This window comes from Actinosynnema sp. NPDC023587 (assembly GCF_040640215.1).
Classification (GTDB): Bacteria; Actinomycetota; Actinomycetes; order Mycobacteriales; family Pseudonocardiaceae; genus Actinosynnema.
Genome location: NZ_JBFABG010000019.1, coordinates 1 through 26,485 on the forward strand (window position 1 = coordinate 1; position 26,485 = coordinate 26,485).

The following is a 26,485-nucleotide window of genomic DNA, read 5'->3' on the forward strand; positions in this document are numbered from 1 at the left end:
CAAACTACGCAGCTGCCCCTACCGCGCCGGACGCCTGGCCAAAGCCATCCACGTCCTCCAGAACCACGAGACCGCCGCAGGATGAAAAAGGCTCAATGACACAGTTTCGTTAGCTTTCATCAACAATCCAATCAAGTCCGCCTCGCTCCCACTTCCACCTGATCACTTGCTATTTCAAGTGCCAGTGCAACACGAATAATGAAGACAGGTATTATCCAATGGTCAAACGCGTCCGCCGACAGCACGTGGTGTCGAAGTTCTACCTCAAAGGTTTCGCCGACGAAGCCGGCCAGTTGCGGCGGGTCTACCTGCCAGGCGACCGCAGTCATCTCATGGCCATATCGGACGCAACAGTCGTCAAGGATTTCTACACGGTCACCTTGCCCGACGACTCGGAGAGCGACATGTTCGAGCGCGCCTTCGGGGGGATCGAGGCCGCCGCTTCCGAAGCGCTCAGGGCGGCAATTGGCGGCGTTTGGCCACTTCAGCGTGACGTACGAGGGGGCTTGGCTTCCTGGCTTGCCCTACAGCATCTTCGCGGCGAAAACATCAGGGCAAGCAGTGAGCAACAACAAGCCCTGACGATTCGGCTGATCGTCGGCGTTTCCGGCAAGCAGGCTTTGCGCGTACTGATCGAACGAGCCGAACAGCGCACCTTGTCGGATGCGGAGCTCGACTGGGAGTGGCAGGACGTCACGAAGCCGGGCGGTCCGGACCTGAAGTCCAACGCCGACGCTCACCTCCTCTTGCTCATGTCGCTTCACGACGACATGAGCCGCTATCTGCAAGACAGCCACTGGACGATCCTCCGATTCAAGCGTCGCTCCTTGCTGACGACCGACAACCCAGTAGTCATGGCAGTGAGGCCGGACGACTCGGGGCGTAACGGCATTGGAATTTTCACTGCCGACGCTTTTCTTGCTCCACTGAGCCGGTACGCAGCGCTGATGATGCAGCCGCGACACAAGCTGCCGATCCAGGGTGTCTTCGTTCCCGACTTCGACGAATCCGGTTCGACGACATACGCTCATTGGATTAACCAGGAATTGGTATGGCATGCTCGCCGTCACATCTACATGCACCCTGACGACCTCCTGAGCGATAAAATACGTCTACCACAGCCGGATCGCCGCAACTTCGATGCAAACATCGGCGGCGCGCTGATCAGCGAAGGCGGACTCTTCCACGGTCTGAGTGAAGACCAACTCAAAGACATGTCCGAAGCCATGCCGCCTCGCCGCAACGAGGACGGCATGACCATCAATGATCTGGAGTGGCCCATTCCCGGCCGCATGACATCAGGTCGACCAACGAGTTGGTGATGTGTCAGCCGGCGGCCATCAGGCCGTCGAACTCCTCCGGTGTCACGAACGCCGCCGGGCTCGGGCACCGTATGACGAACAGTTCTTGGACGGACGTCGGTATCGGTACGCCCAAGGCGTCCGCGACTGTCACGTAATCAACCGCGACGGTGTCCACCTTGGCCTGCAACTTGGAGTGACCGATACCGGTCTGCCCTCTGAAACTGCTCGGCTCCTGATCCAATGCCGGGCGCGCTCGCCCGAAGCGGTGGCTAGGGGCGTGTAGTAGAGGGGCGTGACGGTGCGACTTCGCGACCCTCTGTAATAGAGCACGGAACGCTGGCCTCGGGCTCGGGAACCCTGCTACCTTCTTCGCCATGCAGTCCCGAATGGGGCTACAGCACTCGGACACATAATTTGCCCCACGATGTAATTCCATGTCAGCTGGGAGCGTCATGGAGCTTTGTGTTTCCCGACGCAGCCCCGAGCCTACCTGGTGGTCGCTGCTCGTGGGGTGCCTCCCGGCGTGAGGGCAGGAGCAGCGGGCGGCGTCCGAAACTTCGTGGCCGAGCCCTGTCGACGGCGGTCGTGGCGGAGTTCGCCTGACGGTGGGTGTTCGTCTCGCCCCGCCCGGGATGCGTCCCGCGAACGGGTGGCGCCGATAGTGGGGCGGAGCCCGGCCTGCCGGTGCCGCCGCTGTGGCGCTGAAGGGCGCTTGGGTCGGGCTGGCGGTCGGAGAGGCCGGCGCGCGGGGCGGGTTCCGCGGGCCGGTGCGTCGACCTGGCCCGCGGGCGTGTCGGGTTGGTCGGTCTCCGAGGCGGTTGCGTAGCTCAGGGCCAGCAGTAGTTGTCCGCCTGCCTTTCCACGGTTTTCGTTTCCGGGCAGGTCGTGGACAGGCTGCGGTGCGAGGCGTCTGCGTGGTGTGCGCGCTCGCCCTGCGGTGCCGGGGTCGAGCAGCGCGACGTTGGCGGCGTCGCAGCGGAAGACGAGTCCGAGTTCGTCGACCAGTCGTGCGGTCTGTTCGGGGTCGGGGTTGTCGGCGATGCCTGTGGTGGTGAGGTGTGCGGCGATGTGGGCGAGCAGGTGGTCTTCGCGTAGGTAGAGGTTGCGCGGCGCGCCTTCCGGTCGGGTGCGGGCGCTGGTGTGGCCGTGGCGGCAGCGGTAGGCGGCACGGCCGTGGGAGCGGTGGGAGTCCATCTTCCGCCCGCACAACCCGCAGTGGAGCCTGCCCGCCAACAGGTAGACGCACTCGCCGCCAACAGCGTCGGCCTGGCGGATGCTGTTCCTGGTGGCCTGGATGGTCTGGGCGGTGACGAAGTCCTGTTCGGACACCAGCGGGGTGTGGGCGATGCGGGTCGAGATCGCCCAGGCGTGCTGCTCGTTGCGGACGCTGGTTCGACGCCCGCTCGGCGAGCGGGTGGCGCGGTCGGCGCTCGTGCGATTCCACACCTGACGACCGGTGTAACGCGGATTCCCCAGAATCTCCACCACCGTACGCAGCGACCAACCCGCATCGACCCGACCCCGGTCGCGTTCCGCGTCCGCGCTCGACGGGCTGGGCACGGCCTGCTCGTTGAGGTGACGGGCGATACCCGCGGCACTGTGACCGGCCAGACGTAAGGAGAAGATCAGCTTCACCACGGGTGCCGTGGCCGGGTTCGGCACGAGCCGTTGCTGTCGGACCCCGCGTCGCGCCAACGCCCGATTCGGGTGCGGGCCGGCGTCGACGAGACCGTAGCCGTAGGGCGGCCTGCCGCCGAGGTAACGTCCCTGCTCGACGATCTGCATGCGCATCGCGGTGACGACCCGGTGCCGGGAACGCAGCACCTCCGTGAGCGAGCGCTTCGCCAGCAGCGCCAGCAGCGCTTCGTGCGCGGGGTTGCCGAACTCCACCGGCCCCTCAGCCTCTGGCAGCCACAACTGCACCCCGTACCGCTCCAACACCGCCCGCAGCTCCCGAACTTGGCTGGTGTCGAGGAAGGCGCGCTCGTACTCTCCGACAACCACAGCATCGACCCGGTCGGCGTTCGTCGCGATGTAGCGCAGCATTGCCCCTGCCCGAGGCCGCAGATGCCACGGCACCTGACGGGAACACCCGACCTCGAAGTACTCACCCACGATTGCGCCGTGCCCACCGGTGAGCCTGCGCGAGACATCCAGTTGCCAGGCCCGCGAGGTGCGTGGGTCCTGGTGCTCATGGGTGGAAGCGCGACCGTAGAACATGAAGCGCAGACTTCCGACCGGAGCGGCATCCAGGGCCGGGATGCCCGGTGGGATGGTCGCGGCGATCCACTCGGCGAGCGTGGTCGGGCGTGGCAGGGCGGACACCGTCATGGCGCGGTCCTCGACGTCGGAACGGGATGGACGCCGGGGTGACGAGGTGCCCTTGCCGCCATGACAAAGAACTACGGAGATGCGCTCGATCGGAGCAGTCCGAGCCGCCTGGATCGTCGGTCAGCCCGCGGCATCCGGTCGCTGATGTCGGGGGGTCCGCCGCGACCTGGGTGACACGGCGGTCGGACGCGACCAGGGCGAGGACCTTGCTTCGGAACTTGGGTAGGTACCGCTCCGGCATCGTGGGCTGTCCTCCGGGCTACTGAGACGCGTGATCATCCAGTAACCCGAGTCCGTACAACCGGGTGAGGATCAAAGCCTCCGAGCTATCGGGGGAACCTCACCCAGGCTCGCGATAGTGGATTGTCCGACCTGCTGCTCGGCAGCCGCGGTGTCCGGATTCCCGCCGACGCCGGATACAGATCTTGAAAGGTCAGGGTTGATCGTGTGGTTCTCGGCGTGTCCTGCTTGGTCGTGACGGGCGTGTGGTCTACGCAGGGGTGATGAGGTACGCGGATGGTGGTGGCCTGTCCGAGCGGGGCAGGGCCAAACGCGAGCAGGTCCGGTTACAGGCGGCGGAGTTGTTCGGCCAGGACGTGCCGGTGGCGGAGATCGCCCGTCGGCTGCGGGTGTCGACCAACGCGGTCTACACGTGGCGGCGTCGATGGCGCGCCGAGGGTGGGGCCGGGCTGGTGTCGAAGGGGCCGGGCGGGTCGTGGTGTCGGCTGGACCCGCGGCGGTTGGACCGGCTCGCCGAAGCCTTGGAGCGCGGTCCCGCCGCGCACGGGTTCGGCGGGGACCAGCGGTGAACCCTGGCCCGGGTCTCCGATCTGATCGCCCGCCTGTTCCAGACCCGCTACACGCTGCGCGGCGTGTCGTATCTTTTGCACCGCATGGGCTTCTCCCCGCAGGTGCCCGCGCACCGCGCGATCGAACGCGACGAGCGGGCGATCGTCACCTGGCGGCGGGAGACGTGGCCGGCGGGAAAACGGTAGCGGCGGAGCGGGGTGCCTGGCTGTGCTTCGAGGACGAGGCCGGGCAGACACTGCGCCCGCCGAAAGCCCGCACCTGGAGCCGACGCGGGAGGACTCCCGGCGTGGCGGTGTCGGGCAAGGGCTAGGGTCGGATCTCGATCGCCGGACTGGTGTGCGTCCGGCCCGGCCACCGGCCCCGGTTGATCTACCGCACGGTGGTCCACCGCGGACGCAAAGGCGAACGACGCAGCTTCGCCGAGACCGACTACGCCGCCCTGCTCGACGCCGCCCACCAACAACTCGACGGCCCCATCGTGCTGATCTGGGACAACCTCAACACCCACACCAGCCACGCCATGCGTGCCCTGATCGCGACCCGGGACTGGCTGCACGTCATCCGGCTACCGCCCTACGCCCCCGAGCTCAACCCGACCGAGCACGTCTGGTCCCACCTGAAGCGCAGCCTGGGAAATCTCCTCGTCCACGGCATCGACCACCTGGCCGCGACCGTGAAGACCCGACTCAAGCGGATCCAATACCGGCCCGAGTTGATCGACGCCTTCTTCACCCACACCGGCCTGGACCTCGAACCACAACCACCGTAACGCCGGCCTTTCAAGATCTGTAGCCATGGCCTGTATGGACGTGGCTGGACCAGAGTGTGGGGTGTTGGGGGTATTTGTTGCGATGACGGCGGACGGCGTGGTGCAGGGCGACTGCGGAGCGCTCCGCGCGAGGTGGTGAAGCACCGTTGTCGGTGAGGTGTTCGTAGACCTGCCGGGTGATGGCGAAGGCGATGCGGTCGTTGATCGGCCACAGCGTGCCGATGACGTTGCGGTACCCCGCCAGTTGGAAGGCCGAGGTGAGGTGGGTGGCCTCGTCGGTGTACCGGAGGCTGGTGCCGGAGGTGCTGCACGCGGACAGGTAGGCGAGCCGGGCGTCAGGGAGGTGGAGGGCGCTGACGTCGTTGACGGTGAGCGGGCGGCTGACGTGGTCGTGGAGGACCAGCCTGCTGGTCGCCGGATCGGTCCAGTCGGTGATGCCGTGACAGGCGAAGTGTGCGATCTCGTGGTGGGGCAACGCCGTGAGGACTCCGTCGCGACTGGTTCGGAGGCCGGGCGGAGGTACCGTGGTCGCGGTGGGTACCAGTCGCCGCAGCGCGGCAGCTTCGACGTCGACCCCGGAGAGAATCGGCAGGCCAGGGGCGTCGGGAACGGCCACGATGAGTGTGCTGCCGGGCGTACCCGTGGTCCGGGGCGTGCGGGTGTGCAGCAGCGCGCGGGCGGTAGACGTGTAGCAGGACACCACACGGTCCATGACTGCCTCGCAACCGCGCCCGGCGGCGTGCAGAGGGAGGAACGTGGCGATACCGACCGGGCACCAGTGGACTCGCGGCCAAGACTGGTTCCACCCGAGCGGCACGATCCTCGCCACGGCGGCCGACGACGGCAACGTCCGGTTGTGGGACCCGGTGACGCACACCGGCATCGGCAACGCAATCACGGCCACTACGGACGAGTCCTACGGTGTCGTGGCGCTGGCGTTCAGCCCGACCGGCACCGCGCTGGCCACCGGGGACGGCGATGGCGTGGTCCGGCTGTGGAACCCGTCCACCGGGCAGCCGGTCGGCGCTCCGCTCGCAGTGCACCCGTCCAGCAAGGTGGACGCGGTGGCGTTCAGCCCGGATGGCACCACTCTGGTCACCCAGAGCAGCGGGGTGGTGCGGTTCTGGGACACCGCCACCGGACGCGAGACCACCGGCTCCATCCCGATCAACGACAGCGGGTTGGCAGGCGGACTCGCGTTCCGCCCAGACGGCACCATCCTGCCATCGCCTGCGGCGACGGCACGGTCCGGCTGTACAACCCGGCCAACGGGCGTCCGATCGGCGAGCCCGTCAACGCCGCGGCCTTCGGCTATCAGGCGTCCGGAGCGGCGTTCAACCGGAGCGGCACGCTCCTGGCCACCGCCGACACCCAAGGCACGGTGCGGTTGTGGGACCCGGTGACGCAACGGCGCGGCGGCCGCCTGCCGGCCACCACCACCGGTTACGGGCTCAACGACCTTGCCTTCAACCCGGACGGAACCCGGCTGGCAACCGCCGGCCAGGACGGCACCGTGCGGCTGTGGGACCCGGCCACGCAGGAGGAGACCGGGCCCTCGATCACGATGCCGCAGACCTATGGCCCGGACGGGTTCTACGGCACCGTGCACGTGGCGTTCGACCAGGGCGGAACCGTCCTGGCTACGGCGAGTGGCGACGGCACGGTCCGGCTGTGGAACCCGGCCACCGGACACCAGATCGGCAAGCACATCGTCGCAAACCCCTTCTACCCCGATACGCCCCGCTACAGCGCGGTGCGCGCGATGGCATTTCACCCGAACGGCACGACCCTGGCGACCGTGGGCGGGGACGGAGTGGTGCGGTTGGGGGACAAGGCGACGCAGCGCCAACTGGGTGCGGACATCGAACACCCCGGCCCTCACTCCGAGGTCGACGACCTGGCCTTCCACCCCGACGGCACGATGCTGGCCACGGCCGGCACCTACGACAGCGAAGTACGCCTGTGGAGCCCGACCACGCAGCAGGAGATCGGCAGTCTCCTCGTAGTGGAGGAGAAGTCCCCGTTCAGACGCGGTGTCGCCCACGTGGCCTTCAGCCCGAGCGGCACCGTCCTGGCCACTGCCACCAGGGACAACGCGGTACGGCTGTGGCACCCCGGAACCGGCAGGCAGCTCGGTGTCCCGATCTTTCCCACCGAGGACGGAGAGGTGTGGGACCTCGTGTTCAGCCCGACCAGCGACGCACTGGTCACCGTGGTGAACGCCGGCACGGCGGCGACGTGGCACACCGATTGCTGGGCCGACCCGTACCGGACGCTGTGTGAGGAAGCGGGCGCGATCACCCGGAAGGACTGGGAGGACTTTGCACCCGGCGAACCGGTGTCTCCATCGTGCACCTGACGTCATCCTCAGTCCGGGCGACGGGTCACGGCTCAGTGCCGTGGTTTTCCGGGTTGCGTCCATGGTGGGCGTAACGCGCGCAGTCGCTCGTCCGCGTCGGGGGCAGGCCGTGCAGAGCGTCCTCGTCGGTAACTCCCTCCATGGCGAGGCCGCGTAGGGCGTGCACTCTTTCGTCGTCGGTCGCTGCCGCTTCCAAGGCCGCTCTCCACGCCGTGATCGCATCGGCGGCACTTTCCGGCGTGGCGATCGCTATCTCGGCTTGTATGCGTCGTCTCAGGTAGCCGTCGGCGGCAGGTGTCAACGCGCGGGGCTGGTTGGTACGTCCGGTCAGCGCGGCCCCCACCCGGCCACGCACTCGCAGGCCACGAGTGTGCCGTCCGGCATCACGCGGGTCATGCTCTCGTCGTGTTGTCGTTCGAGCACTTCGCGCGAGTCGGGTGCACGGTCGGCGAGGACGTCGATGCCCTCGTGCAGATACCGGTAGCCGGTAGCCTGCGGGATTTCGGTGTCGAGGGCCGGGCGATGGATTCGGCCGCGGTCGCGGAACCAGCGCAGGACCGGCACCGCCTGGCGGAACGGCCCCAGCGCGCGCGATTGCCGGACGGGGTGCCGATTGCCCGGCGGTGGGCGGTGAGCAGGCGAGCGAGGAACTCCGCCAGGTGGAGGGGGACGTCGAGCGTGGCAGAATGGGTGAGCATTGTGAGCCCCTGGTTGACGGAACATGATTTCGGCAGATCTGTCCTTACCAGGGGCTCACGTCCTTCCGGCCTGTGCACCGGCGGCGTGATAGGGCGAGGAGAATGTCACCGCAGCCTGATCACCCGAATCCGACGCCCGACACGCCGCTCACGCAGAGTGTCGGGCGTCGGATTCCTCCTCCGCCTCCTGTCCACAGACACGCGGCTACGCACCGCAACAGTGCCGCCGGCATCCGGTCCTGAAGGATGGGCTGCTCACTGTGGCGGCCCCGCCTCGCACCGGACTGCGACCCACGCGCACGGTGACGGGGAAGCTCTGGGGGCGCACGGCACGCGCGACATCACAGGACATCCGCACGATCGAACTCCCAGCCGTGACGACGACACCTGACGCGGCAGGGAGGTAGGAACTGCCCGGATAAGGCATCCGTCATGAGCACGAGCGGCAACGCGTCGCCGACACGGTCCAAGGACGACGCGCACACCTACACCCGCCGCACCGGCATGGAGTACGAGGAGGCACTGACGGTCGTCGTCAAGCCCGCCGTGCCCCGCCGGTTCATGTTCCGGCAGCCCGGATACGGGCGGAGGTCCTTGCGGCTGCTACCTCCGCCGCCTGGCCGGGTAGATGGTGTAGGTGAAACCGGGAAGCTCGACGAGTTCGGGCCGGTTCCCGTTGGCGCTGAGCTGGTCGAGGACGAACTGCATCCCGGCGGTCGCGATCTGTGCGCCGGGGTCTTCCATGACGTAGCGGAGCCTGGTCACGATGGCTCGTCTGTCGTGCACCGACCGGACGCGGGGCATGGCGTCGACCACCGCGGTGTCGGGATCGACCACGGGCGCCTGGTCGATCCGCTTCTCGAAAGCCGGGTAGTCCGGCCACATGAGACGGCTCATCTCGACCGACGACAGGCAGCCGTACCAGAACTTGCGGTACTGCGCCTCGGCCCGAGCGCAGGCTTCGCTGTCTGCGAGCTGCTCGGGCTCGATCGTCGGGGCGCCAGGGGCGATGATGAGCCGGGTCGGGTCGAGCTTGTGGCCCGACGCTTCGTAGAGCAGCGGGCACACGTTGTTGCTCTGCCAGGTCAGGCCGGCGCTCGGGCGTCCGGCGCCACCGGCGACGATCACCATCAGCCGGGCCCAGTCGATGGACTGGTCGTGGAGCCACTTCAGGCTCCGGTGCACCGAGTCCAGTGCCGAGAGGGCGAAGGTCGCGGCCATCATGTCGTTGAACGGCACGGGTACCGCGTCCGGCCCGTCGCCTTCGAGCAGGTTCGCGCGCATGTACTCGAAGTCCAGGAGCTTCGGGTCCTCGATCGCGCGTTCCAGGTAGTCCGCGGCGGTCGCGCAGGTGTAGTCGACGAGATCGGTGATCTTCTCCTCGTGCCCCTGCCAAGCGGTGACCGCGATGTCGTCACGCCAGTACGAGACGCTGTTGAAGTCCTGGACGACGCGGCACTGCTCGATGAGGTCCCTGGCGGCGGTCTTGCAACTGGAGTCGGCGAGCTCGCGCAGCCGGGCCAGGTAGGGGATCGCGAGGCCGAGGTGCGAGACCGCGGTGATCTCGAAGAACCCTCGGGTGCCTTCCCTGAAGTCGATCGAGGTGGGCGGGCGTCCGCCGCCTGGGAACAGCACCAGATCGGTGCCCGTCGCCAGCAGCAGCGGGGAGTCGGAGTGTGTTTCGCCCAGTCGCCGCCGCAGGTTGTAGCCGATGCTGCCAGGGCCGGAGGTGAACATCTCGAACAGCCGCATGAGGTGCGGGTTGGGCTGGTATCGCATCGATTGCGTCCTTACCGGTTCGGGTTGGGCGTTGTTCGGATCAGGCGTTGTCGAGTGCGAGCTCGTAGACGATGCTGTCCTGGCGGAACCGCACGTCCGGGGTGAGGCTGTTGGCGACGACCAGGAAGTTTTTGCCATCAGCCTCGAAAAAACTCGCGTCGGTGCCGCCGAAGGTGGGAAACTCTTCGATCACTTCGAACTTGCCGTCGTCCCACTTGTACAGTTGCGACATCAGATCGGTCCTGGCCACGGGGGGCCTTCCCTGGATGAAGCAGATGCGGACGAGGAACAGCTTGTCACCGTGTCGGTGGAGGGCGAACTCGCGGCCTCCGAGGCCACCGAGTGACTGGTGCGGCTCGAAGAGCTCACCGTTCCAGTGGTAGAGCGTCGAGTCACCGTTGATGCACGCGAAGGCCAGCCAGTCCCCGCCGTCCTGCGAGAAGTGCAGGAAACTCCGGCCGAACTTCTCCGCGAAAGTCTGGTAGGGAATGAAGGAATGACCGTCCCAGCGGTAGACGACACTGGGGGTGACCTGGTCGGCATAGGCCAGGAAATGGTGGCCGTCGACGCGGAAGTAGGTCCAATTGTAACCCCAGCGCCCACCCAGGACCTGAAACTCCTTCCACCGCCCGTCGATGCGCTCGAAGATGACCGAACGTCCATGCCCCTTGGGCGAGAGGCCCGGCACGGTCAGGCCCTGGGCCAGCGCCAGGAACTCGCGGCCGTCGATCGAGAAGTGGTGCCACTGCTTGGCCCCGAAGGTGGGCAGCGTCTCGTCGACGACCCACTCCCCGTCCTCGTCCTCAAGGTAGATGAGCGAGTTGACGTCCGTCTCATACGGACCCTTGCCGGTACGGAGGTTGGCGAACGCCAAATAGGTCTTCCCGCCACTGGCGAAGCTCAGCGCGTCCTCGCCGCTCGGACAGGGCAGGCGGTCCACCTCGACGAATTGTGCTCCCTCCCAGCGGTAGAGCGGAGCGTCGACGTCGGCATCTCCGCCGTTCATGTCCGGGGCTCGGTCCGGCAGGTCTTCGGCCAACTGGGGAACGACGAGATGCAACCCGCGGTCAGTCCGGAAAACGTGTGCGCTGCGGGCGCCCGACGTGGCGAGACGTTGATGGATTGACAGGATTTTCGCGTTCGGTTGACTCGGGTCGGTGTGCGTCATCGGAACTCCTCAACTAGATCAAGTTGATATCGATCAGCGTGGTTCAACGCTCATATGTTGTCAACTGGCGAGTGCTGACGGGCAATGAAAATGGTGGTCTTGCACACCGATTCTCCTCTCGCGTCGACCCGGTGGATCAGCTTTTTTGCAGCCAAGTCCCATGAGCATCGACAGCTATCCCGGAACTGGTTCAACATCGGAGACCTGCGCGGTCCTCGCACCGTTCACTGATCGTCCGGTGGTGACGAACGTGCACAGCGGATCGAGTTCAAGGTCGGGAACCGTCGCGGTCGGTCCCGCCGCCGACACGGTGATCAGCCACCTCGCCGACCCGGCGGCGTGGAACAGCCTCCACACCAGCACGCCGCTCACCGCCGCCGGCGACGGAGAAGCAACCGCCCCGGTGGGCAGTCCCGTCCTGCCCGACATCGTCTCGGGCACGTCAATCAGTCCTTTGTGGCCGCTCAGCGCGCCGCTGGGCGAGCAGCAGGAATGCGAGCACAGCGGCGATCACGAACAACCCGGCTGAGATTGCGATGTAGCTGTGCACGCCTGTGGCGGAGTTGACCGTGGTCCCGTCGACCGCGACCCTCGTGCCGGCGAGGACCGCCGCACCGACGAAGCTCACACCGACCGAGCCGATCGCCCCCGTGACCGCGACCATGCTCGCGGTCACGCCCTGGCGGTGTGGTGCTGTGAGGACGGCCGCCATGTTGAACCCGGAAGTCAGCAGCGACCCCATGCCCAGGTTCAGGAAGAAGCCGGAGCAGATGGCGACGGGGAGCGAGGACGCGCCGAGGAACATGCCGAAGGCTGCCACGGTGCCCACCACGACGCCTGCGGCGAGGGCCACAGCGGGGTCGGTGCGGGCCGCGAGCCAGCCAGAGAGCAGTCCGCCCGCCATGATTCCGACGGCGGGCAGGCCGAACAGCAGTGCGAGCGAGCCCTGGGCGTCGAGCCCGTAGCCGAGCCCCTGGTCCGACGATACCTGGGCGATGAGACTGAGGAGCTGGTCCATGCTCTGCCCCGCACCGGTGGCGAGCACGACCACGAGCAGTGTGAGCACCATCGGCCTGCCGAGGTTCCTGATGTCGATCACCGGCTCGGGATTCCGGTTGGAGACGAGGTACCACCGGGCCAACGCCACGACGCCGGCGGCGAGCAGCGCGAGCGTGCCCGCGCTGAGCCAGCCGAGGTCCGGCCCGAGGCTGATGTAGCCGAGCACCGCGACGACACCGCCACCGAGCTGGAGCGTTCCCACGACGTCGACTCGCCCCGGCGTCCTCACCTCCGATTCCGGAACGAAGGCACGGATGCAGATCACCGCGACGGTCGCGAACAGCGCCGAGGCCGCGAACACGACCTGGAACCCGAATTGCGCCACCAGCGATTCGACGTTGGAGGTCGAGGCGATCCCCACCACTCCCGCGCAGGTGGTCACCGCACCCACCGCAGTCATCGCGAGTCGTGGTGTGCACAGATCGCGGACGAGCGAGCCGGTCAAGAACACCGCAGCCACCGCGGCGCCCTGTAGCGTGCGCCCGAGCACGAAGATCAAGAGATTGGGTGCGATGAGGCAGACTGCGGCACCGCCGCACGCGACGAGCAACGCGACGGTCAGCATCCGGCGTTTGCCGTGGATGTCGGCGCTCTTTCCGAACAGCGGCGCCCACATCGCCCCCGCGAGCATCGCGGTGGAGCCGAGCCACGCCGCCTGGGTGGTGCCGAAGTGGTCGAGCATCTGCGGTAGGACGAACAGGGGCATGACGATCACCGAGTCCGCCGTGACGTTCGCCAGGAGCAACGCGGCGATCTGCCCGACGAGCCGGGGGTTCCACCGCGTGTGCGGTGGCCTTCCCGGCGGGGCGTGGGGGCTCATGGTGGAATCCACGAAACTCCTTGGGTGAGGGGATGCGACACACGCAGACAGCGGGAGAAGTGCTCGCTCGTGATCGAATCTAAGGACCGTCCTCACTCGACGGCAATGGCGAAGGGTCTCTTGACGGCGGATTCCCACCAGGTTCCTACCTTTTTCAGGGGAAATTCCCGTGCGGCACGGCGGGTCGCTCGGCGATAATCATCCGCAGCGGCCGAATGGGGAGAAGTAACCGGGATGACGTGCACCGTGTTGATCGCCGATGACGACCGAGCGATTCGTGAGTCGCTCGTTCGCGCGCTGGAGCTAGAGGGCTATTCCGTCGTCGACGTCGACGACGGGGTGAAGGCGGTGACCCGGATTCGCCGGCAGAAGTTCGACGTCCTCATCCTGGACGTGCTGATGCCAGGTCTCGACGGGCTCGGCGTCGTCCGGCTCCTGCGGGCGGAAGGTGACCGGGTGCCGGTGCTGATGCTCACGGCGCGAGTCGAAACCCCCGACCGGGTCGCGGGCCTCGACGCGGGCGCCGACGACTACCTGCCCAAGCCCTTCGAACTCGACGAGCTCCTGGCACGCCTGCGAGCCTTGCTGCGCAGGGCCGTCCCGGTGGAGGACATCGACGACCGCGCGCTGTCCGTCGGGGCGCTGCGGCTCGATCCCGCGAGCCGGCGCGCGTGGTGGGCCACGACCGAGCTGAACCTCAGCAAGACCGAGTTCGACCTGCTGGAACTGCTCATGGGCAACGAGGGCGTCGTGCTCGGCCACTCGTTGATCTACGAGCGGATCTGGGGCTTCGACTTCGGCAGGGACTCGAAGAACCTCGCGGTCTACGTCGGCTACCTGCGCCGCAAGCTGGCAGCGGCGGGTGCCTCGTCCATGATCCACACGGTGCGCGGCATCGGCTACACGGTGCGGCACCCGTGAACCTGGGAACCCGGCTCGCACTCGCCTTCGCCCTCGTCGTCGCGCTCACTGCGGGCGTGGTCGGCGTACTCGCCTTCCATTCCGCGGTAGAACGCGTGATCGGTGAGGTGAACCGGGGCCTGCACACCGCCTCCGCCGCGATCATGGACGGACATTACGGCGTACTGCACGACCCGGCTGGCGTTGTCGTCGGTGACGCGGAGCTGGAGCAGCCGCTGCCGCTGACCGCACAGCGCATCGAACCAAGCGGCGGCGTCACGCCGCTCGGCGGACGGGCCGTGGTCTTCCCGATCAACGATGCCGACCGCGCCCTCGCCACCGAATCCGCGCGTGGCGCCACCAACACCACGGAGGTGATCGTGCAGCACGACACCTACCGGGTGCTGACCACCTCACTGGGAAACGGTGCCGGTGCGGTGCAGGTCGGCATCGACGTCAACCAGTCGCGGCAGGTGATGAGCGGGATGGCCAAGGAGATCACCGTGCTCACTCTGCTCGTGACTGCGGTCGCCGCGGGCCTCGGCTGGGTGTTGGCTTGCCGGATCACCCGGCGGCTGGTGCGGCTGACCGGGATCGTCGTGGACGTCAGCGCCACCGGGCTGGGCGCCGGTGAGGTCCCGGTGGAGGGGCGAGACGAGGTGGCCCGGCTGTCGTCGTCGTTCAACACCATGCTGCGCAGGCTCGCGGACTCCCGGGAAGCTCAGGAACGACTGATCCAGGACATAGCGCACGAGTTCCGGACGCCGCTCACGAGCCTGCGCACCAACGCCCGTGTGCTGCACCGCCTCCACGAGCTCCGGCCGGAATCCCGCGCGCGCCTTCTCGCCGACGTCGAGGGAGAGACCAAAGAGCTCTCCCACCTCGTCAACGAACTGATCGCCCTGGCACTCGCGAGAGGAACCGACGAGGAGGAGACCGACGTCGAACTCGCCGAAGTCGTCCGCAACGCGGCCGAACGGGCACAGCGCCGGACCGAACGCGAGATCATCATTGCCGCCGACCGGACGCGGGTGCGCGGACAGCGCCTCGCCCTGGAACGCGCCGTCGGCAACTTGCTGGAGAACGCCGCGAAGTTCGACACCGCCGGCACCGGACCGATCGACGTCGGGGTCCGCGGGGACACGATCACCGTGTCGGACCGCGGACCCGGTCTCGGCACCAACGACCTCGGCAGGATCTTCGACCGGTTCTACCGCGCGGACACCTCGCGATCACTACCCGGCTCCGGTCTCGGCCTGGCCATCGTGGCCGGCATCGCCGAAGCCCACGACGGAACCACCTTCGCCAGGAACCGGGCCGGGGGCGGAGCGACAATCGGCTTCACCATCGCCGGCAGCCGGGTCCTGCCCGATCGCTGAGAGCACGGAAAGCAAGATGAACCGTCACGAGCAGTTCCGCCGCGCAGCCATGAGCACGAGCTCTCGTCGGTTCGCCAACGGCGGTTCGGAGATTTCCCGGACACACGTTCATCGCGGCATGTGAGTACGTGGGCCGCTTGCTGTTCCGAGGGACGACGCGTGCCCTTCGTCGGCGCAGGTGTCAGTCGATGATGGCGGTGGCCTCGACCTCGACCAGCAGGTCGGGCTCGCCCAGCGCGGCGATACCCAGCAGGGTGATCGGCTTGACCGGGTCAACCCCCAGCTTCGCGGCCGCCCTGGCCACGCCTTCGCCCAGCAACGGCATCTTGTCGGGGGACCAGTCGACCACGTAGACGGTCAGCTTGGCCACGTCGTCGAAGGATCCGCCGATCCCGGCCATGGCCGTGCCGACGTTGAGATAGGCCTGTTCGACCTGTGCGGCCAGATCTCCCTCGCCGACCGGGTTTCCCTCCGCGTCGCGGGCCACCTGTCCGGCCAGGAACACCAGCCTCGACCCGGTGGCGATCGACAGCTGCCAGTACACCTCGGGTTTCGGCAGTCCGTCTGGGTTGACCAGTTTCACGGCCATGAAGCACTCCTCACTCGCGCAAGATCGACAGATCGATCTAAACATAGCATTGCCATGTATTGTGGCACCATGGTCAGGACCAAGAACCCCGCGGTCCGCTCCCAGCTGATCGAGCGGGCCGCACAGATGCTGCGAGCACGGGAGCCGGTCACCCTGCGCTCGGTCGTCGCGGGAACTGGCCTGTCGACCATGGCCGTCTACACCTACTTCGGTGGGATGGACGGTCTGTGGCAGGCGATGCGCCAGGAGGGGTTCACCCGCCTGGCCGCCAAGCTGAAGACGGTCACGCTGACCGCGGACCCGGTCCGAGACCTCGCAGCACTCGGGGCCGCATACCTGTCCAATGCCCTGGCCAACCCCGACCTCTACCGGGTCATGTTCGACGCCGGCTTCGAACTGGAGGACCCCGAGGCCGCGGACGACACCCTGCACTCCCTGGTACGCGCCGTCGAACGGGCCAAGGACATCGGACGGTTCCGCCCCGACGTCGACTCCGTGGCCCTCGCCACGCAGAGCTGGACCATCGGCCACGGACTGGTGTCCCTCGTGGCGACCGGACCCCTGCCGCGCCAAGCACTCGACCACGGCGCACCCATGCTCACCGCCCTGTTCACCAGCTGCGGCGACGACCCCGACACCTGCCGGCAGTCAGTCGAACTCGGCTGGCACCTCAACCAGCGGTGACAGCGCATCCGGTAGGACACCAGATCCGGCTCGGTCACCGTGTCGGTCAGGCGAATCGTCCACCGCACCGTCAACACACGCTCCCAGACCAACCGGCCGCCGCGTCCTCGCGGCCGAGAACCTCTCGGTCCGGAGACGACCAACCCTTCCTGATCGATCCACCATTCGTACCTCGGTGTGGCGCAGCTCGGTGATGACGGGCTGCATCATCTGCGAAGCCATGAACGAGGCAGTCCGCGCTGCGGCGAAAGCTGAACTGGAGGGCACCTCCCCGCCGGGCACCCTCACAGCGGCCGAAGTGCACGCCATGATCGACTCGCTCGGGGACAACGTAATGGTTCAGGAGCCGGGCGTTGTGCGGTATACCCGGTGCCGTGGAGTTGGACGACCTTCCCGAGCACCGGCGGCGAGCGCTGCTGTGGCGTCACGCGCTGGAGTTGGACCGCGAGGGCGTGGCCGATCTGGTGCGCGCGGCTGATCCCCGGTGGTGTCTGCGGGTCGATTCCGGCGTCCTGGAGGTTCGGCCAGACGGTGGAGGCGGTGACCTTGATGCGGAGTACGAGCAGTTCACCGTGGATGCGGCGGTAGCCCCACGCGGGGTTCTCGTGTGCCAAGCGCAGCACCAGGAGCGGACGGAACGGATGGTCTGTGCCTGCCGGGATGCTGGGGACGAGATCTGGATGCCTGGCGGCGGGCGAGGAGATCTCCGGTTGGCGTTCCGGGGGGGATCTGGTGCCGTAGCGCCAGGATTTCCACGTCCTGGCCCCTGTGGCTCAGGGGCAGCAGGCGAGCAGCGCGAACGCGTTGGTCACGCTCAGGTAGGCCAGTCGGAGCAGCATGGCCGGTCATGCTGCCGTGTGCGCCGGCGGCGCTGAGGACCTGCGGCCGTACCCACGAGCACCTCGACCCTTCATGCTGCGCACGGCTTCACCCTGCATGGCCGCAGTTCGGCAGGCTCGGGCCCGGATCGGTGCGAGCTGACATTCACGGCCGGCTCGAAGTGCGCGGGCTTCACTCGGCGACGACCAGTCCTACCCGGTAGGCGAGGACCACCGGGTTCCGCGCGGGCACGGCTCCGCTCATCTCAAGTGCCTGGGTGAGCACTCCCAGCGCCTCCGCCTCGGTCAGCGACGAGACGTCGGTCAGCCGATCCAGCAACTCCTCGGCGTGGCCGCCGAGGGCCCGTCCCGTTGCGAGGGCGGGCCGAGGACCGACCGGCGAGCGTTCTCCGGCTCGTTCCAACTGGTCCAGGGTGAAGTCGATGGCTTCCAGCTCGTCAGGCCGGGCTCGAATGGTCAACAGCGCCGCGAGGTCGGCGGGTACCGGGATCCGGGGATCAGCGAGGACGACCAGCGGTTTACCTAGCCCCACTGCCACACCAGCCTCGAAAACCGAGTTCATCGACGCCTCGATCCCCAGCACAACGAGAACGCGGTCCGTAGCGGCGATCGCGTCGTGCACGCTGTGCAGCAGGTTGGCGCCGAGAGGCGCCACGTCGGACAACACGTAGGGCTGCGCACCACGCCTACGCAAGCTGGCGATCAGTGGCCTGAGATCCGCTGTGCCTGCCGAAAACGTCGTCCGCGCAGGTCAGGCGGCGTGGTGGTGGTGCTCGTTGAGGATGCCGCCCAACCGCCGTCGTTGGCGGATGTCGAGGCGGGTGAGGGCTGCTTGGTTCGTGATGGGTTGGGCAGAGCGCGTAGTGGTTGGGCGTTGGTGATGCCTTGGTGGGGTCGGTGGGTGTTATAGAAGTGCTCGTACTCGCGTAGGGCGTGGAGTAGGTGCTTTGGTTCCAGATGAGGGTGCGGTCGAGGAGTTCGCGTCGGCAGCTGCGGATCCAGCGCTCCATGATCGCGTTCATCCGCGGGATGCGGACACCGGTGAGGACGACCTGGATGTCCGCGTCGGCGAGGATGTCGTCGAACAGGGCGGGGAACTTGCCGTCGCGGTCGCGGATCAGGAACCGGGCGGTGCTGGCGTCGTCGAGGCCCATGACGAGGTTTCTGGAGGCTTGGGTGACTCAGGATGCGGTGGGGTGTGCGGTGGTGCCCAGGACCTTGACTCGGCGGCTGGCGTGTTCGATGACCGCGAGCACGTGCAGGTGGGTGCCGCTCAGGGTGGTGGTCTCGAAGAAGTCGCAGGCCGGGAGAGCGTCGGCCTGCGAACGGAGGAAGGCCGTCCAGGTCGTCGTGGTGCGTTCGGGAGCGGGGTCGATGCCGGTATCCTGGAGGATTTGCCAGACGGTGGAGGCTGCGACCTTGATGCCGAGCACGAGGAGTTCGCCGTGGATGCGGCGGTAGCCCCAGGCAGGGTTCTCGCGCGCCAGGCGTAGTGCCAGGAGTCTGGTGGAGCGGATGGTTCGTGGTCGGCCGGGCCGATTGGGTTTGGATCTGGCTGCGTGGCGGCGCGCGTGGAGGTCGCGGTGCCACCGCAGTACCGTCTCCGGTCGGACCAGTAGCCGGAGTCGGTGAAGCGTAACGGCCGGGAGTCGGTGCAGCAGTGCCGCGAGGAAGGCCCGGTCGGTGGGGGAGAACCGAGGGCGGTCCTTACCCAGTTGGCGTTCCAGGATCGTGAGCTGGTGGCGTAGCGCCAGGGTCTCCGTGTCCTTGTCCCGGTCGCTCATGGGCAACAGGCGCAGCAGCGCAAAGGCGTTTGCGACGCCCAGGTAGGCCAGTCGGAGCAGCGCAGCCGGTCATCATGCCGTGTCACCCGACGAGCCGGTAGAACGCGAGCATCCTTGCGGGCCATCCCCGGTCCGTGTCCTGAGCTGGCTTCTGACCTGCATGGATGGAGTTATAGGCAGGCACAACGTCGACGAGGCCGTGGGTTCGGGCCGCGGTCAGGTCGTGGACGGCTCCGGGCAGTGCCGCCGAGGCCCATACCAACCGGCCCGCCGGGTCGGCGAGGACTTGGACGTTGACGCCGTGGCGCCGGTGTTTGCCCGAGTAGTAGGGCTTCTGGTCGGCGACGCGGTCGATCGGGACCAGGGTGCCGTCCAGGATCGCGTAGGCCAGTCGGGCGGTGTGTTCACCGACGGCGAGACGGGTGTGGGGGTGTCGCCGTTGCGCAGGTGGGCGAGCACGAGCAGCGCTTGGCGGCCGGGATCGAGCCGTCGCCATCGGGACCGGTGCCGCGCCCGCTCCGCGCGGATGAGATCGGCCAGACGGACGAGGGTGTGGTTGGACAGCGGAATCGAGGCAGGGTAAGACAGCACGGCGAGGCTCCCGGTCGGGGCATCAGATCTTGGTCGACTGCTGTCTTACCGGGAGCCTCGCCCACCGCGCTCTCCACTGCTCAACTGCCACTGCTCAACCTGCGCCGTGACCTGCGACGTCACGATGAAAATGGCTGAATGGCAACACCACCCACGACAATCCCCACAAAGCGTTGTCCGGGGAGAACACGATCGACGGTACGATGTCATCATCGGCGTTGAGCGGCACTCCGCGCAGCGGGTCGAGCAGTTCAGGTAGCAGTAGCGACGGAGTGAGCGACCGCCACCGGTCGTCCTCGCCCGTCAAGTGGAATATCTTTTGGGTGTACAAGAAAAAGGCTGTGCCGCTGGGTCAGGCGGAGGCAAAATAGGCGGTGGCGACGGCGATCGGTGTCGGGGGTGGGAGAGCTCGATTGTCCGCGCTCAGTCCGCCGGTCATGACCGTCCAGGTGACGGTGGAGCGGTCCACCTGGGCGTCGGACTTGCTCAGCACGAACTCCGTCGGTCCGGTGCAGCGGTACGCGCCCACGTAGCCGTCCGCTCGTCCAGGCCAGGAGCCGCCGGTGCGCATACGGCACCGTGACCCGTCGGTGAGTTCCAAGGCCCACGGTCGGGGAGCGGACGTGGCGGGAGCGTGAGTGACCGGCTGGGCGGTGGTGTAGGCGAGTAGTTCCTTCTCCCAGGGGGCGGTGCCGCACAAGAGCCCGACGCGGTCAGGGGCAAGCCAGCAGACGTCCGCGTTGTGGGCAGTGGTCCCGCAGGAGACGATGTCGGCGGTCACACCGGCTGCGGAGGAGGAGCAACTGTCGATCGGTTCGGCTGGCTGGCTGGCCGTGTAGCCGTCGATCGGAACGCCGGCGCGGGCAGCGACAACGTTGATTACCTTGGTCGCTGCGTTAAGTGCCGCGTCACGCGACGGAGGCCGGTCGTCGGTGGTGGTCGGTTTCTCTTGAGCTCCTTCGTTCGAAGCCACCGGAGTCCCGGATTCCCCCTGCCAGTCGATCCTTGCCGCGAATATTCCGATAGCGGCTAACAAAACCATGACAACTACGACCCATGCTGCTTTGTGCATCGTTTTCCGATCTGTGCTAATTGATCTCGGCCAGCATGGAACGAATTTGATCAGGCCGACAGTCGGAGGAAAGGTTCATCGCGTCGCGTTCTTCCGATTTCGCACCATTCCACCCGCAGGCCAGGGTGCCCGGCTTTACGCCGGGTCGTACGTACAGTTGCGCGTACTTGCCAGCACTGATCCGGTCGAATCCGTCGGCGCGTCCGTTGAGTGGAAGGTTGACAGTGGTGGTTTTTCCGCCTGTGGACACATCTGCGACGATGCGGCCGGAGTAGCTGTTGCCCTCGTCGCCGAGCAGGTGCAGTTCGATCGACCCCTGTTCTCCAGGTTGGAGGTTGAAGGCGAACGGTCCGGTCTTCTCGGTGTCGGCGTTGAAGAGTTGTGCCTGTGGATCGTGATCCAGTCGCAGGTGCAGGACGGCGTTGTCTCCATTGCCGCCATCTGGGCAAGTGAAGACCATCACGGGTTGTGGTTCGTATCTGCGCACATCTACCGCACGGACGTTGGAGATTGCCAGCATGGCGCCTTCCTCGGCCGTGTTCGTGATGGCGATCCGTTGGTACGGCGGAATCTCTTTGCCGATCTTGCGAAGCCAGTCGATTACGGGCTCACTGCAGTAGCCACTGGGTTCGGACGGTAGATCTGCGAGCGGTGCATCCAATGGTAGGACGAATTGTGTTACCCCTCGTTTGTTCACCGGCTTGGCGTGGAAGTTCGATACCTCGGTCTCGTCCTTCAGTCGGTCGGGTACCGGGCCGAAGATGGCTGCTACTAGGCCGAGCAAGGCAACGAGCGCTCCGGCGGCCAGGAACCAGGGGTTTTTTACTATCGTGGCCACCCGGCTGGCCTTGACGGGTGTGGTCGACGCCGGTAGGTCATGTTGAGGCCGCATGATCTTTTCGCGTCTTTTTCGTCTGCCCATATGGGTAATTCGATGTTCAACGCTCGTTTGTTACACCTTAGACGGCCTCGGACGTTGATACTGCAACTTTTCGCCATGCCGGTGCAGGTCACGGCGCAGGCTGGGTCCGGCGCTATTCGGGCAGGTCAGATAGCGATCCGACCACGCTGGGGTAGGGGCAGTTTTGAAAACTGTAGTCCCGATGGTCCGGTCTGCATCGGTGCTCGGCGTTACCAATCGGTGACGCCGTAACCAGGCGGTTAGGCGTCGCACCAACGCGGTGAGCACCGCGCGATCCGCCCAGCCCAGCCGTAGGCGAGGGTTGGTGTGGCGTAACACGGTTACCTCGTGCCGGAGCATCAGCAACTCCACGTCCTTGGTCGCGGGTGACCGGCCGAGTGGAACCAGGCATCCGACGAGCCGAACAAAGATCAGGTAGAGCAGTTGTGACGCTACACCTCACGATTATGCCTCTACCGCCCATGATTCGCGATCACCTCACCGTGCGAGTGCAGAGTTCTGGACCCATAGGCTACGTCTGGGGCAGGCGTAAGGCTGTTCGTAATGGTTAACTGTGAGATGCATCCGAATACGCAAACGTTCATCATGCTTGTAGTCGAGAATTTCGGTACGACCGCCGCATTCAATGTCACGTTGAAGTTCCATCTAGAGCGTCAGGTATTGCATCCCTAAGATAGTGGCGCGCCTGATCGAATCACCTACCGGCGCGTGCACTTGGGCGAGTCTTGCGGATCCGAAGGTTTGCAGATTAGCCTTTTGTCGCTTTCGTTCGCGCTAAGATATCTGCCCACGCACAGATTTTCATCCAGAATTCCATGCTTCGAGCAAAATGTCAGCGCTTCATGGCCGTTTAGAAACTTATCGCCGTCGTAAAACACGAACCAGTAGCCGGATCGCAGTGAGCTGTAATCGGAACTTCGTATTCTTCTAACCTTGACGTCGATCTTCTGTTCGAGTTTCGCCACCACTTCAATCATCTGTTCTTCCGTAACAGCGGACTCTGAGTAAGAGCCGAGCTGTGCTACCCACTTGCCAGCGCCCGGCGGTACAACTGGAGTTGTGCCTGGCAGGTTTATAGTCGACGTGCTGGGCGTGGAGTTCTTGGTGAATCCGATTTCCTTGAGTCGGGAAAGTAGAAGATCGATGGACGTCGAGTGGTCTCCAGGGCTTCGGATCGCCTCTTCGAGCATCCCGATGTTCGTCTGTATGCACTCAGTTCGGTCCAGGCCGAACTCCAGGCCTTCCGCAACTACTTCGATGACGCGGTCGACTCCAGTAAAGTTCATCAAGGTGAAGTCGGTGGTCTTCAGGGTACTGTTGTCTGTAAGGACCAATTCGGCTGATGCGGAGATGGCCCATGGCCAGCCAGCTTCGCCCATGTACTCCTCGCCTACTGTGACAGCAAGGCGATCGCTCGACTGGCCGGCGACTTCGAAGTCAGCCTTTTGGGTTGGCAGCTGTAGTGGAAAAACCTGCTTGTCGATGTCACCAGGGAGGATGAAGTCGTAGATGACCGAAGTTGTGGCACCGCCCGCGCCGTGACAACCATTAGGAGTCCAGACCTTCGATATGTCGACCCGTAACTCCTTGATGAGCGCCGTTTGCTCGCCTTGATTACGAAGGATGATCTTTGCTGCGGCGGCGTTTACTTGTCGAGTCTCTATTTTGTCTACTGGTCCGTTCGAATAATTAGTATTCTCGGTTAGCTCAACTGTCGATGTCAGGTCAACGCCTACGATTGAGAGTTTGGCTGTTTGTGCGATGTGATTCGCATCCTCGGCCAGTCTGGTGGAACGGAAGGATGGCACGAGGGCGATCGCGGCGATACCGACGCTGACGACTCCTGCCAAGCCGCCGATTACGCCTATGTCGATGCCATGTCGATGGAAAAAGCTTTGTTTTTTATGCTGCTCATTGATATCCATTACCTGGCGGGGTTGCTGTTTTTTGGATTTTTTCGCTGACATTGATGAACTCTCCAAACGGGCGAGCGTCGTCGAGACGACTGAGCGTTGCAAAGGGTTATCGTGCGAAGACGTGACGGTGTTACGTACGGTAGGGGCAGGTGCCCGATAGGCGGTATTTCGCAATGCGGATAGTCATGAAGATCCTCAAGCCGCGTCGACGGGTGAACTTTGTTGTTGAACGTCGTTGGGCGCTTCTTGAACAGATGGCGTCGCCTCGCCGTGATCGGTAAGTGTGTCGGTTTTAAGTCGTTCGCCGGAGCGTTCGTGTCGTCCCTGTCTCCGTCGGGACGATCGACCTGAGTTCCCCCGATAGCTCGGAGTGATCCTTACCTGGTTGTACGGAGCCGGGTTGCTGGATGGTCACTCGTCTCAGTAGTCCAGGAACAGCCCACGATGCCCAAGCAGTACCCACTCGAGTTTCGGCGCAAGGTGCTCGACCTGGTCGCGTCGGGGTGTCGTGTCGTCAGGTCGCGGGAGATCTCAACATCAGTGACCAGACGGCCTGCAGTCGGCGTCATCAAGACCTGAACGATTCCCGATGACTGCCCGACGCCACCAGCATTGGCAATGCCGAGCTGCCGCCTCGCCTCGCGTCGACGGATCGCCGACATCGAGGCCGAGGTCACCCCGCCCACCGCCGCGCCGCCGAACCGCTCAAGGAGGGCAGCACCCCAGAGGTGGTACGGGGCGGTCACGGTGGTCGTCTCCGAAGGGCGCGGTCAATCCATATCGGTGCGCGGTGCGACGTCGGCCGGGTCGGCGGGTGCCGTCCGGGCTGTGGTGGTGGCTTCCGACCGGGGTTGGGTTACGTGGTCATGTGCGGTGCAGTGGTACGGGTTCGCCGTCCCAGAGCGCGTCGGCGATCGAGTTCCGCCCCTCGGGGAGCCGGATGTCGATGTCCGCGGTGCGTAGCGTGTCGGTGACCTGGGTGACCAGTGTGTCCGGTTGTTGGTCGATCTCTTGGGGGTCGTAGGCGAGGACGAGGTGGACGGTGCGTGAGCCGCGGCCGACCTGTCCGGTGATTCCGATGCCGAAGGGGCCTTCGAGTCCGGCGGTGCGCAGGGCGTTGCGGGCGTCGGTGTGCAGTTGTTTGGCGGTGAGGTAGGACAGCACGATGGGTCTGCTGATGGCGGGTGTGGCCACGCGGGCGATCTCGTTGGCGCTGATGCCTTGTGCGTGGTCGAAGTCGATGGCGCGGAACAGGGCGTTGCGGGCGTCGATGAAGTCCCGGACGGCTTGGGGTGTCGCGATCTGGGTGTCCACGCGTCGACGGTACGATCAACGGTTTGACCGGTCAAAGTATTGACCGGTTCGGGTGATGGTCGGTGGCACACCATATGGCCGACGGCTCGGCCAAACCGATCTCCGAAGTCAAGACCGGCGACAAGGTCAAAGCCACCGACCCCACCGCTGGCCAGTAGGCATTCGGAGCGGCATGGCCACGTCGGTCGACGAGCTCGTGGAATACGAGCTCCCCACGGGTTATCCGAGTCTTTCCTGATCACGCTTCTCACCTGCATGGATGGGGTTATCGGCAGGTACAAGGACGTGGGCGAGAAAGAAGCGGTCCGGATAGTATTAAACACTATGACTTCAGTGTAGACTGAATATTTTCACTTGTGCAGATGGAGTCGGATGTGCCGAGGCTCGGATGGCGACGGACGATAGTGTGCGCCACTCTCGCGGACGTGGATAACGATCTCTATGCCGGTACCGGCAGCGCCGCGGACCTCGGGGTTACGTCGGAGTGCGCCGACAGGACGCTGCGTCAGGCGATGTTCGACGCGGGGCGAGAGGGGCGCGGCGACCCTACGGCTTTGCCCGTTCGCGCCTTGTAGCGGTGTGGGGTGCCAATAGTCGGCCACACGGTTTGACCTGCGGTTAAGCGGCAGTGGGTTCGTACTCGTTGATCAGGCCGCCGAGGATTGGTCGGCGACGTATCGACGTGCAGCTCGGCTCTACTGTTGGCCTGTCCGTTCGTGGTGGTGCGAGCTGGAGTGCTCGGTGTGGTCGGCGGTGGTTGTAGTGGTTCGCGTAGCGCTGCAGCACCGTCCGCAGGTGGTGTTCGTTGATGATGAGCAGTCGGTCAGTGACTTCGTGTCGGACGGTCCCGACGAACCGCTCGGCGTGGGCGTTGGCTCGCGGACACCGTGGTGGGGTCTTCACGACCTGGATGCCTGTGCCGGAGAAGACCGCGTCGAACGAGGCGGTGAACTGGCCGGCCCGGTCGCGGATGAGGAACCGGAAGCTGTCGGCTCGGTCGCCGAGGTCCATGAGCAGGTTGCGGGCTTGTTGGGTGGTCCATGCCCCGTCGGGGTTGGTGGTGGTGCCGAGGATGTGGACGTAGCGGGTGGCGAGTTCCATCACGAAGAGCACGTAGATCCGTTTGAGGGTGACGGCGCGGTCGACGTGGAAGAAGTCGCAGGCCACCATGCTCGTGGCCTGGGCGCGGAGGAACCGTCGCCATGACATGTCGGTGTCACGCTGGGGTGCGGGCGGTATTCGCAGGCGCTTGAGCACGCGGCAAACCGTTGAGGCGGCTACCCGGTGGCCGAGCTTGAGCAGTTCGCCCTGGATCCTGCGGTAGCCCCACCCCGTGTTCTCCCGCGCCATGCGCTCGATCAACGTCATGAGGGTGTCGTCGATCTGTGGGCGTCCGGT

26 protein-coding genes and 3 pseudogenes are annotated in these 26,485 nt (G+C 65.8%); 11 read left to right on the forward strand and 18 right to left on the reverse strand.

Annotated features, from left to right (window positions below; genetic code table 11):
- Window positions 1–85, forward strand: a pseudogene (locus AB0G01_RS31715) (IS5/IS1182 family transposase); the annotation flags it as partial.
- Between the two features lie 133 nt (window positions 86–218).
- Window positions 219–1,322, forward strand: coding sequence for a DUF4238 domain-containing protein (locus AB0G01_RS31720; protein ID WP_360953336.1), 1,104 nt, complete (start codon window positions 219–221; stop codon window positions 1,320–1,322).
- A 4-nt stretch (window positions 1,323–1,326) separates the two neighbouring features.
- On the opposite strand, the gene AB0G01_RS31725 is transcribed toward AB0G01_RS31720, so the two are convergent.
- Together AB0G01_RS31725 and AB0G01_RS31730 are read right to left on the reverse strand one after the other, a co-directional pair.
- Complete coding sequence (locus tag AB0G01_RS31725; RefSeq protein ID WP_360953339.1) at window positions 1,327–1,479, reverse strand: hypothetical protein; 153 nt, start codon at window positions 1,477–1,479, stop codon at window positions 1,327–1,329.
- Window positions 1,480–1,790: 311 nt separating this feature from the next.
- A complete protein-coding gene (locus AB0G01_RS31730) occupies window positions 1,791–3,635 on the reverse strand; it encodes a recombinase family protein (protein WP_360953342.1) in 1,845 nt (614 codons plus the stop codon).
- 503 nt (window positions 3,636–4,138) lie between these two features.
- On the opposite strand from AB0G01_RS31730, the gene AB0G01_RS31735 reads away from it, so the two are divergent.
- From AB0G01_RS31735 to AB0G01_RS31745, 3 genes are all read left to right on the forward strand, one after another.
- The gene (locus tag AB0G01_RS31735; RefSeq protein WP_360953345.1) at window positions 4,139–4,444 is read left to right on the forward strand and encodes a helix-turn-helix domain-containing protein; all 306 of its coding nucleotides are present in this window, start codon (window positions 4,139–4,141) and stop codon (window positions 4,442–4,444) included.
- A gap of 54 nt (window positions 4,445–4,498) precedes the next feature.
- Entirely contained in the window at window positions 4,499–4,630 is a 132-nt protein-coding gene (locus AB0G01_RS31740) for a winged helix-turn-helix domain-containing protein (protein ID WP_360953555.1), read from the forward strand.
- Window positions 4,631–4,824: 194 nt separating this feature from the next.
- Window positions 4,825–5,214: a transposase gene (locus AB0G01_RS31745; RefSeq protein ID WP_360953348.1), complete on the forward strand. Its 390-nt coding sequence runs from the start codon at window positions 4,825–4,827 to the stop codon at window positions 5,212–5,214.
- A 10-nt stretch (window positions 5,215–5,224) separates the two neighbouring features.
- Here AB0G01_RS31745 and AB0G01_RS31750 read toward each other — a convergent pair whose 3' ends face one another.
- Entirely contained in the window at window positions 5,225–6,043 is an 819-nt protein-coding gene (locus AB0G01_RS31750; protein WP_360953351.1) for a CHAT domain-containing protein, read from the reverse strand.
- Here AB0G01_RS31750 and AB0G01_RS31755 point away from each other — a divergent pair.
- Window positions 5,925–6,332: pseudogene (locus AB0G01_RS31755) on the forward strand (hypothetical protein); the annotation flags it as partial. The gene AB0G01_RS31750 and the pseudogene AB0G01_RS31755 overlap by 119 nt on opposite strands.
- Window positions 6,333–6,595: 263 nt before the next feature.
- Entirely contained in the window at window positions 6,596–7,573 is a 978-nt protein-coding gene (locus AB0G01_RS31760) for a hypothetical protein (RefSeq protein WP_360953557.1), read from the forward strand.
- Window positions 7,574–7,900: 327 nt separating this feature from the next.
- Here the strand turns inward: AB0G01_RS31760 and AB0G01_RS31765 are convergent, their stop codons facing one another.
- From AB0G01_RS31765 to AB0G01_RS31775, 3 genes are all read right to left on the reverse strand, one after another.
- The gene (locus AB0G01_RS31765) at window positions 7,901–8,137 is read right to left on the reverse strand and encodes a hypothetical protein (protein WP_360953354.1); all 237 of its coding nucleotides are present in this window, start codon (window positions 8,135–8,137) and stop codon (window positions 7,901–7,903) included.
- A 737-nt stretch (window positions 8,138–8,874) separates the two neighbouring features.
- Window positions 8,875–10,050 (reverse strand): DUF5624 domain-containing protein, encoded by a 1,176-nt coding sequence (locus AB0G01_RS31770; protein ID WP_360953357.1) that lies wholly within the window; start codon window positions 10,048–10,050, stop codon window positions 8,875–8,877.
- 40 nt (window positions 10,051–10,090) lie between these two features.
- A complete protein-coding gene (locus AB0G01_RS31775) occupies window positions 10,091–11,218 on the reverse strand; it encodes a hypothetical protein (protein ID WP_360953360.1) in 1,128 nt (375 codons plus the stop codon).
- A 160-nt stretch (window positions 11,219–11,378) separates the two neighbouring features.
- On the opposite strand from AB0G01_RS31775, the gene AB0G01_RS31780 reads away from it, so the two are divergent.
- Entirely contained in the window at window positions 11,379–11,747 is a 369-nt protein-coding gene (locus AB0G01_RS31780) for a hypothetical protein (protein ID WP_360953363.1), read from the forward strand.
- Here the strand turns inward: AB0G01_RS31780 and AB0G01_RS31785 are convergent.
- Window positions 11,661–13,109 carry an MFS transporter gene (locus AB0G01_RS31785; RefSeq protein ID WP_360953366.1) on the reverse strand — a complete coding sequence of 483 codons (1,449 nt, stop codon included), beginning with the start codon at window positions 13,107–13,109 and terminating at the stop codon, window positions 11,661–11,663. The two genes, AB0G01_RS31780 and AB0G01_RS31785, sit on opposite strands and share 87 nt — an antisense overlap.
- 222 nt (window positions 13,110–13,331) lie before the next feature.
- Here AB0G01_RS31785 and AB0G01_RS31790 point away from each other — a divergent pair, with 222 nt between their 5' ends.
- Window positions 13,332–14,018: a response regulator transcription factor gene (locus tag AB0G01_RS31790; RefSeq protein ID WP_360953369.1), complete on the forward strand. Its 687-nt coding sequence runs from the start codon at window positions 13,332–13,334 to the stop codon at window positions 14,016–14,018.
- Window positions 14,015–15,376: a HAMP domain-containing sensor histidine kinase gene (locus tag AB0G01_RS31795; RefSeq protein WP_360953372.1), complete on the forward strand. Its 1,362-nt coding sequence runs from the start codon at window positions 14,015–14,017 to the stop codon at window positions 15,374–15,376. The genes AB0G01_RS31790 and AB0G01_RS31795 overlap by 4 nt, the downstream gene beginning before the upstream one ends.
- Window positions 15,377–15,557: 181 nt before the next feature.
- Here AB0G01_RS31795 and AB0G01_RS31800 read toward each other — a convergent pair whose 3' ends face one another.
- Window positions 15,558–15,965 (reverse strand): RidA family protein, encoded by a 408-nt coding sequence (locus AB0G01_RS31800; RefSeq protein ID WP_360953375.1) that lies wholly within the window; start codon window positions 15,963–15,965, stop codon window positions 15,558–15,560.
- A 69-nt stretch (window positions 15,966–16,034) separates the two neighbouring features.
- Between AB0G01_RS31800 and AB0G01_RS31805 the strand changes: the two genes are divergently transcribed.
- Window positions 16,035–16,649, forward strand: coding sequence for a TetR/AcrR family transcriptional regulator (locus AB0G01_RS31805; protein ID WP_360953378.1), 615 nt, complete (start codon window positions 16,035–16,037; stop codon window positions 16,647–16,649).
- 1,011 nt (window positions 16,650–17,660) lie between these two features.
- On the opposite strand, the gene AB0G01_RS31810 is transcribed toward AB0G01_RS31805, so the two are convergent.
- The 10 genes and pseudogenes from AB0G01_RS31810 to AB0G01_RS31855 all read right to left on the reverse strand — a co-directional run bounded on the left by AB0G01_RS31810 (window position 17,661) and on the right by AB0G01_RS31855 (window position 26,455).
- Complete coding sequence (locus AB0G01_RS31810; RefSeq protein WP_360953381.1) at window positions 17,661–18,155, reverse strand: hypothetical protein; 495 nt, start codon at window positions 18,153–18,155, stop codon at window positions 17,661–17,663.
- Between the two features lie 19 nt (window positions 18,156–18,174).
- Window positions 18,175–18,642 (reverse strand): hypothetical protein, encoded by a 468-nt coding sequence (locus tag AB0G01_RS31815; protein WP_360953384.1) that lies wholly within the window; start codon window positions 18,640–18,642, stop codon window positions 18,175–18,177.
- 27 nt (window positions 18,643–18,669) lie between these two features.
- Window positions 18,670–19,272, reverse strand: a complete 603-nt coding sequence (locus AB0G01_RS31820) for a helix-turn-helix domain-containing protein (RefSeq protein WP_360953387.1) — start codon at window positions 19,270–19,272, stop codon at window positions 18,670–18,672.
- 187 nt (window positions 19,273–19,459) lie between these two features.
- Window positions 19,460–19,863 (reverse strand): annotated as a pseudogene (locus AB0G01_RS31825) (transposase family protein); the annotation flags it as partial.
- A 94-nt stretch (window positions 19,864–19,957) separates the two neighbouring features.
- Window positions 19,958–20,170 (reverse strand): hypothetical protein, encoded by a 213-nt coding sequence (locus AB0G01_RS31830; protein WP_360953390.1) that lies wholly within the window; start codon window positions 20,168–20,170, stop codon window positions 19,958–19,960.
- A 45-nt stretch (window positions 20,171–20,215) separates the two neighbouring features.
- Window positions 20,216–20,836 (reverse strand): hypothetical protein, encoded by a 621-nt coding sequence (locus AB0G01_RS31835; RefSeq protein ID WP_360953393.1) that lies wholly within the window; start codon window positions 20,834–20,836, stop codon window positions 20,216–20,218.
- 115 nt (window positions 20,837–20,951) lie between these two features.
- A complete protein-coding gene (locus AB0G01_RS31840) occupies window positions 20,952–21,773 on the reverse strand; it encodes a hypothetical protein (protein WP_360953396.1) in 822 nt (273 codons plus the stop codon).
- 782 nt (window positions 21,774–22,555) lie between these two features.
- Complete coding sequence (locus tag AB0G01_RS31845; protein WP_360953399.1) at window positions 22,556–23,875, reverse strand: hypothetical protein; 1,320 nt, start codon at window positions 23,873–23,875, stop codon at window positions 22,556–22,558.
- 762 nt (window positions 23,876–24,637) lie between these two features.
- Complete coding sequence (locus AB0G01_RS31850; RefSeq protein ID WP_360953402.1) at window positions 24,638–25,087, reverse strand: hypothetical protein; 450 nt, start codon at window positions 25,085–25,087, stop codon at window positions 24,638–24,640.
- 618 nt (window positions 25,088–25,705) lie between these two features.
- On the reverse strand, window positions 25,706–26,455 hold the full coding sequence (locus AB0G01_RS31855) for an integrase core domain-containing protein (protein ID WP_360953405.1): 750 nt from the start codon (window positions 26,453–26,455) through the stop codon (window positions 25,706–25,708).
- Between the last annotated feature and the right edge of the window lie 30 nt (window positions 26,456–26,485).